The sequence below is a fragment of the Pseudactinotalea sp. genome (genome assembly GCF_048594945.1).
In the GTDB taxonomy this organism is placed as follows: domain Bacteria; phylum Actinomycetota; class Actinomycetes; order Actinomycetales; family Beutenbergiaceae; genus Pseudactinotalea.
On record NZ_JBMDXJ010000537.1, the window covers coordinates 1 to 7,266 of the forward strand.

The 7,266-nt window shown below is 67.9% G+C and carries 7 protein-coding genes; all 7 read right to left on the reverse strand.

Annotated elements, in window-relative coordinates; translation table 11 throughout:
- The coding region (locus ACOJSN_RS24515) for a xanthine dehydrogenase family protein molybdopterin-binding subunit (RefSeq protein ID WP_420115103.1) at positions 1-881 on the reverse strand (881 nt) is incomplete at its 3' end.
- A complete protein-coding gene (locus ACOJSN_RS24520; RefSeq protein ID WP_420115104.1) occupies positions 878-1,987 on the reverse strand; it encodes an NAD/NADP octopine/nopaline dehydrogenase family protein in 1,110 nt (369 codons plus the stop codon). The genes ACOJSN_RS24515 and ACOJSN_RS24520, both read right to left, overlap by 4 nt.
- Positions 1,984-3,153, reverse strand: coding sequence for a mandelate racemase/muconate lactonizing enzyme family protein (locus tag ACOJSN_RS24525; RefSeq protein WP_420115105.1), 1,170 nt, complete (start codon positions 3,151-3,153; stop codon positions 1,984-1,986). The genes ACOJSN_RS24520 and ACOJSN_RS24525 overlap by 4 nt, the downstream gene beginning before the upstream one ends.
- Positions 3,150-4,271: a M24 family metallopeptidase gene (locus tag ACOJSN_RS24530; RefSeq protein ID WP_420115106.1), complete on the reverse strand. Its 1,122-nt coding sequence runs from the start codon at positions 4,269-4,271 to the stop codon at positions 3,150-3,152. The genes ACOJSN_RS24525 and ACOJSN_RS24530 overlap by 4 nt, the downstream gene beginning before the upstream one ends.
- 65 nt (positions 4,272-4,336) lie before the next feature.
- Entirely contained in the window at positions 4,337-5,332 is a 996-nt protein-coding gene (locus tag ACOJSN_RS24535; protein WP_420115107.1) for an LLM class flavin-dependent oxidoreductase, read from the reverse strand.
- Entirely contained in the window at positions 5,329-6,756 is a 1,428-nt protein-coding gene (locus ACOJSN_RS24540; RefSeq protein ID WP_420115108.1) for an aldehyde dehydrogenase family protein, read from the reverse strand. The genes ACOJSN_RS24535 and ACOJSN_RS24540 overlap by 4 nt, the downstream gene beginning before the upstream one ends.
- A partial coding sequence (locus ACOJSN_RS24545) for an FGGY-family carbohydrate kinase (RefSeq protein ID WP_420115109.1) occupies positions 6,753-7,266 on the reverse strand: 514 nt, incomplete at its 5' end. The genes ACOJSN_RS24540 and ACOJSN_RS24545, both read right to left, overlap by 4 nt.

A 7,266-nucleotide genomic window follows, 5' to 3' on the forward strand; every position in this document is an offset into this window, starting at 1 on the left:
AGGTTCTCGAGGCGGTCCTCGACGAACTTCACCGGCCGCGCCAACGTCTTCGCCAGCCAGGCGACGGCGACGTCCTCAGGGTAGACGTGACCCTTCTGGCCGAAGCTGCCGCCGATGTCCGCGGCGACGACGGCGACCGCCTCCTCCTCCATCCCGAGGATCTGGGCCAGCACCGTCCGGACACGGTGCGGAATCTGACTGGACACGTGCACGCGCAACCCGTCGCCGTCGGGCTGCGCGAGGATACCGCGAGTCTCCATGGGCAGGGCCGCGCAGCGAGCGCAGTGAAAGACGCGCTCCACACGCAGCGGCGCAGCCGCGAACGCGGCGTCGACGTCCCCCGAGCTGCTCACCCGCTCGAAGACGACGTTCGAGCCGATGTCGTGGATCTGTGGCGCATCCGGCTGCGCGGCCAGCTCCGGATCCAGCACGGGCTGCCGCTCCTCCAGAACGGCGTCGACGAGCTCGGCGGCGTCCTCGGCCTGATACGCCGTCGCTGCCACGACGACGGCGAACGGTTCACCTGAGTACCTCACCGCGTCCGTCGGGAGCACCTGCCGGCCGAGCTCTAGGACACCGGGTGTCGTCAGGGGTGGTGTGATCCTGGGAAGTGCCAGGTCCTCGCCCGTGAACACCCCAACGACGCCTGGCGCGGCTGCGGCTGCAGTGGTGTCGATACTGACGATGTCCGCGTACGCGAACGGGCTGCGGACGAAACGCGCGTGCAGTGCGCCGTCGACACGGATGTCGTCGACGAACTGCCCCTCACCTCGAAGCAACCGCTCGTCCTCGACCCGGGGCACGGGCGCTCCGACGGGCCCACGGACCTCGCCCTCACGCGGACGCCCCTGCGCCCGTGTCCTGGTTCGCTGCTGGCTCATGCGCCGACCAGGGAGACCAGTTCGTCGCGCTGCATGCCGCTCAGGCCCAGCTTGTCCGCGTTGAGACCGTCCTTCCTCAGCGTGAACCCCGTCGCCGTCTCGGCGAGAGTCACGAGCGCATCCGTGACCGGTGCCGAAACGCCGGCGACAGCAGCGAACGCCAGGAAGGGGACCAGGCCATAACCGAAGTCCTCATGGACATAGCGGTCATCGAGGCTGCTCGGAGCCTTGATCTCGCGGTTCGGAGCACTCTCGGTGATGGCCCGCTCGATACTGCCCGACTGCCACGCCTCCTGTGACGTGGCACCGGCTGCGTAGAACGCATCCAGGAAGGACTCCAGCTCGACACCGAGGCGCGCACCGATCTCACGGCGCTCACGGTCGACCGCTTCGATCACGGCACTCACCGCAGCCGTGTGGCCGTCGGTGTAGTAGCGGAAGTCGCCACCGGTCCGCTCGATCCACCCTGCGTTGAGGATCATGCCGGCCGGGTGCATCACCGCGTTGTGGTTGCTCAGCGAGGTCTCCAGCACCGATCGAACAGGGTGCAGCGACGGTAGGAGCGGCCCGAAGACCTCCATCAACTCATCGATCCGGTCACCGGGGAGCGAGGCGGCCAGCAGCCGCTTCGCCCGGCTCCACACGGTCACCTCCGCCGGGCCGTTCATCCGGCAGATGAAGGGCAGCGTGTGCGTCTCACCGATCAGCGGGGAGATGTCGGGCCGACGGTCGGCGATGATCTTGCTGAAGTACAACGCCCCGGCCGTGTGGCCGGGTGCCAGCAGGATCCGGTGATCGTCCGTCAGATGCTCCGACAGCTGCTCGGCGTAGTAGCCGAGCGCCGACGTGGGCGCCATCACCAGGATCGTCGTGGCCGCGCGAGCAGCATCCTCGATCGAGTCAGTGACGGCTGCCAACCTCTGGATGCCGTGATCCTGGCCTTCGGCCACCAGGCGGATCCCGCCGAGCAACTCGATCGGTTCGAGGCGGCGAAAACTTCTGTTGTAGAGCGTCACCTGGTATCCGGCGCGCGCCAGATCGGCGGCGCCGGCGCACCCGCCGCTGCCAGCACCGATCACGGTGACTGTGTCCGTGTCCGTTGTCATCGGATCACCTGCTCCTCGAGTGTGTAGTGCGCGACCTTGTCTAGGTCGATGTCGATCCCCCAGCCCGGGCCGTCGGGAACCACCACCTGGCCGTCTACGTAGCCGAAGGGCTCGCTGAGGAGGTCGTCGGTGTACACAGCCATCGCCGTCTGGGTTGGTCGGTTCGACTCAAGACCGGTGATCGGGAACACGCTCGCCTCGGTCATGCTCGCCATCGCGGCGGCGAGATGGACGTTCGCGAGGTTGCCGATCCCGCTCTCACCGGAGCCGTTCACGTTCGTGCCGATACCGCACGCTTGCGCCACCGCGTCCATCCGCATCGCGTTGAGCAGTCCTCCGGCCTTTGAGGTGTAGATCGACACCAGCGCGGCCGCGCTCCGGCGGCTGATCTCGAGCACGTCGCGCGCGGTCCACGCTGACTCGTCGGCCATGAGGGGTACGCGCACCCACCGCGCGAGCTGTTCGAGTTCGACGATCCCAGCCACGGGCTGTTCGATGAAGCGCGGCTCGGCAGCCTGGATCGCCTCGATCATGCGGAGCGCCTCGGGGGCGTGACGCCAGCCGCCGTTGGCATCCACCTGGATGTCGATGCCGGCGCCGCAGCGCTCGCGTACGCGGGTCACGACCTCGATGTCACGCGCACGGTCTTCCCCGACCTTGAGCTTGATGGTCGAGATCCCCTCCTCGAGGACCAGCTCCAGCTCGTCGAGGACAGCCTCGAGAGGCATTAGGCCGATGCTGTGCGCGATGCTCACGCGATCACGACGACGGCCACCGAGCAGTTGGTACACGGGAATCCCCGCTGCTCTGGCGTTGAGGTCCAGCAGCGCCGCCTCGACCGCGGTGCGGGCATAGTGGTGACCGCGAACCCCTGCGTCCATGCGCGCGAGCACGCCCTGCAGATCTCGGGGGTCCGCGCCGATGAGCACCGGGGCATAGATGGTCTGGAGGATGTGCCTGATGGTCGCTGGCGTCTCGCCGTAATACCGGCCGTAGTCGCCTCCCCACTGAGCAAGGGCGGTCCCTTCACCCCAACCGACGACGCCCTCGTCGGTGCGCAGCTCGATGAGCACCCACGCCCCAAGGTCGGCGGTGAGGGAGGCCCAACGCTGCTTGCGGCGGGTCGGGAGCGCGATGGCGCGGCAGACGATCTCGGTGATCTTCATCGGACGCTCACCAGCTCCTCGGCATCCATGACGTCCGAGAGCACCTCGGCGCCGTTCGGTCCGACGTAGACGGTGTCCTTGATCTGCAGGCCGAACTGACCGGGCAGGTACAGCAGCGGTTCGACTCCGAAGACCATGCCTTCCTCGATGACGGTCTCGTCATCGGCGCCGAGGTACGGGTCTTCGTGGAGAAAGACCCCGATGCCGTGGCCTACGAAGCTGATCGGGGCGTAGCCCAGCACCGAGAACCGCTCGATGTATGCGCTGTAGACCTCCTGGGCCTTAACACCGGGCGTGAGGACCTCGAGAACACGCCGACGGCAATCGACGAGGACGTCCCAAACGCGCTTGGCCTCGTCCGAGGGTGTGCCGACCACACCGCTGCGGCAGATGCCCGAGTGGTATCCCCGCGAGACACCGAACAGCTCGAGACGAATCAGGTCGCCGTCGCCGAGGCGTCGGTCGGTGGCGCGGACGTTCGGGAAGTGGCTGCGGTCACCGGAGGCAGTGACCATGCCGCGCTCACGCTCGACACCTTGTTCGTACAGGGAGGTGACCGCAGCGCCGGCGAGCTGCAGCTCGGTGTCGCCGGGTGCCACGGAGGCAAAGGCGTGCGCGATCGCGCGATCGGTCTTGCGGCTCAGCTCGCGGATGAGCTCGATCTCGCGAGGGGTCTTGATCTGGCGAAGCCGGTTCAGGGTTCGGTCGGCGGGGATCAGCTCGGCCGAGGGCAGCTCGTTGCGCAGCTTGAGGAAGTCCTGGGCAGGGAGGTACTCGAGCTCGATGCCGACCTGTCCGCGGTCCATGCCCAGGTCACGCAGCATGGTGGCGAATACCTCGACGGCGTTGAAGGCGAACTCCTGCCAGACGTAGACATCGGCGCCGGGGATCTGGGAGCGGACCGTGGTCTCCTCCATGTCCACGCACAGGACCGCCACTCGGCCGTCGGCGGCGACGGCGACGGCGGCGTGCCGCCACCGCAGCGGCTCCTGGGAGGGCACCGGAAACCCCAGGGCATAGGCCACGTTCTCCGGCGACATGGCCACGATCCCGGCGAGCCGATCTCGACCGGCCGCTTCGACCATCCGATAGAAGACGTCCTGATTTCCCTTGTGCACGTTGTGACTTCTCCCTTGCTGCTGATGGTTGATAGCTTTCCCGGCCGAGAGGTCGGCCCGAACTGTCATGGCAGTCCGGCCGCGCGCAATGGTGCGATCACCTGCTCGGCGAAACGCCGCATGCTCGCGCCGGTCTCCTCCGGCGGGCCTGTGAACGAGCACGACCACATCTCGGCACCGGCCTCGGCCGCGTGCCGCACCCGCTCGCGGAGGTTCTCGGAGGTGTCCATCGCCGCGAACGTCTTGATGGCCCAGTCGGGGACCTGCTCCGGTCGGTCACCGGCCTTGACCAGGGCGGTCAGCTCGGGATCAAACCCGAGCCGCGCGAGCACGCTCTCGTGCGTCGTCGACATCAGGTGCCGCGCGAACGCCGCAGCGTGCTCGGGCACAGGCTCTCCGGGTTCGAGCACCTCGGTGATCTGCCAGGCGACGTACGAGGGCGGCTGCCCGGTCTCGGATGTGTCCTGGCCTGTGGCGATCTCACCCTTGGCCCAGGCGATCGCCTCCGGCGTGAAGAGCGCCTCCACGATCACACCGTCAGCGACTCGCCCACCCGTCTGCAGCATGCGTGGACCGCGTGTGCCCAGGTACAGCTCGACGTCGTCGCACGGGTCCACCTCCAGCGCCACGTCGCTCAGCTGGAAGTCGAGCCGAGGATCGACGCAGGTCACTCGCTCACCACGCAGCAGGTCACGGATCACCGTCAAGGCGGTACCGGTCTGGGTCGCGGCGTTACGCAGCTCCATCCCTAGAGGTGCCAGCACGTGCCGGGGGTTCGAGGCTCCGAGCGCGAAGATCCAGTTCGTGCGTCCGGTCAGATGTCTCAGGGTGGCGATCGCCCGGGCGATCTGGACCGGATGCCGGGTGAACGGATTGGTCAGTGCGAGACCCAGCGGGAGGTCGGACTCCCGTGCGGCGTCGGCCAGCGCGACGAACGGATCCGCGTGGAAGGTCTGGTCGGCCAGCCACAGCCGGTCGTACCCGAGCTCAGCGGCCAGGTGCACGAAGTCGCGCATCTGCATCGGATCCTGGGGCGGGAGGACACAGCAGCCGAACTTCATGCGGAGTCCTGACCGGGCTGGAAGAGCGCCTGCGACAGCAGATATTCGTGCAGACCCGCGACCCCGCCTTCGCGCGAGAAGCCGGACTGGCGCACACCGCCGGTGGGTACCCGCGGATCCCATGCACCTTCGTTGATCTGCACACCACCGGCACGCATGCGACGGGCGAACGCGTTCGCACGTTCTACGTCTGCCGACCACACCGCGCCCCACAGGCCGTACACGGTGTTGTTGGCCAGCGCGACCGCATCGTCCTCCCCGTCATACGGCATCACGGTCAGCACCGGACCGAAGATCTCCTCCTGGGCGAGGATGCTCTCGCGGGGCACATCGCTGAGCACGGTCGGCCGCACGAAGTAGCCGGATGCCAACCCCTCGGGGGCTTCTGGCCCGCCGGTCGCGACGCGGGCACCGGCCTGGATACCCTCGTTCAGCATGTTGCGGATGCGATCGCGGTGCCCTTGGCTGACGACCGGACCGAGGGTCACCTGAGGGTCGCGCGGATCCCCCACGACATAGCTCTCGGCTGCTGCGACAGCGATCTCGACAGCCCGCCCCTGCAGCCGTCGTGGCACGAGCAGTCGTGTCGTCGCCAGGCAGAGCTGCCCGTTGTTCTGGAATGTGCTCGCGACAGATGCGGTGACCGCACGCTTGAGGTCAGCATCATCCAGCACCACGTGTGCGTTCTTGCCGCCGAGCTCGAAGAGGACCTTCTTCAGCGTGCCGGCGGCGGATGCCATGATGTGCCGGCCTGTCTGGGTCGAGCCCGTGAACGCCACCATGTCGATCCCGGGGTGCTCGGTGAGCGCGATGCCCGAGTTCGGTCCGCCGGTGACGACGTTGAGCACGCCAGCAGGTATCCCCACCACGTCGGCCACCTCAGCGTACAGCGCACCGGCCTGCGGAGCGACCTCGCTGTGCTTGAGGACGATAGTGTTGCCGGTGAGCAGCGCCGGTGCGACCTTGCAGTTGATCATCATCAACGGCACGTTCCACGGCGTCAGTGACGCGACCGTTCCCACCGGTTGGTACTGGACACGGGCACTGGCGATCTCGGTGTCGAGCTCGAGCGTCTCAGCGGCGTCCGCGGCCAGCCGCAACACTGCCGTCGTACCGTCGGAGTGCCATGGCCAGTCCTTGGACGCGGTGCCGACGTCCTGCGCCGCGATCGCACGGAACTCGTCCGTGTGCCGGTCCAGCTCGTCCGCCAGCCGACGGACCAGGGCGATCCGCTCGGTGAGCGGGGTTGCTGCCCAGCCGTGGGCGGCCTCGTTAGCGGCGGTGACGGCGGCGTCGATCTCCGCTTCCGTCGCATGGTGCACGTGCGCAACGATCTCTTCCGTCGCGGAGTCCCGGACTTGTCCGACCGGCCCGGTCGCCGGTACGAACCGGCCCCCGATGTAGTGCTTGTCCAGAGTCTTCATGGCTTTCCGTCCTTGCTGGTGGGTTCCAATGCCGTGAGCGTCGCCGCGCCGAGTGCGTGGGAGATCTCCCGGGTGGCGGCGTCGAGCCGCCGGTAGAGCGCGTACAGCTCCTCGTACCGCTCGCGATGGCGCTGCTGCGGTCTGACTACGTCTGCACCGCGGTTCCAGTGCGCGTCGGGGGCCACGACGCCCGTCCCCCGACCTGCAAGCAGAGCGGCGCCGTAGCTGGCCCCGGCTCGTTCGCGAGGGACCTCCTGCTCGATGCCGGTGATGTCCGAGATGATCTGCATCCACAGCCTGCTGCGGGTCCCCCCGCCGGCCGCGACGTAACGACGGCGCTCGACGCCTTCGTCATCGAGTGTCTGCAGGATGTGGCGGACCGCGTACCCAGCCGCCTCGAGCACAGCTCGGTACAACTCGCCGGGACCGTGGTGCAAGGTCAGTCCGGCCACGACCCCGCGTGCTTGCGGATCGAAGATCGGGGACCGCTCACCCGCGAAGTACGGCAGC

Excerpts from the sequence above, each read along its gene's own strand:
- ACOJSN_RS24540 (WP_420115108.1), bottom strand. The coding sequence starts at position 6,756 with ATGAAGACTCTGGACAAGCACTACATCGGGGGCCGGTTCGTACCGGCG.
- ACOJSN_RS24525 (WP_420115105.1), bottom strand. The coding sequence starts at position 3,153 with ATGAAGATCACCGAGATCGTCTGCCGCGCCATCGCGCTCCCGACCCGC.
- ACOJSN_RS24535 (WP_420115107.1), bottom strand. The coding sequence starts at position 5,332 with ATGAAGTTCGGCTGCTGTGTCCTCCCGCCCCAGGATCCGATGCAGATG.
- ACOJSN_RS24520 (WP_420115104.1), bottom strand. The coding sequence starts at position 1,987 with ATGACAACGGACACGGACACAGTCACCGTGATCGGTGCTGGCAGCGGC.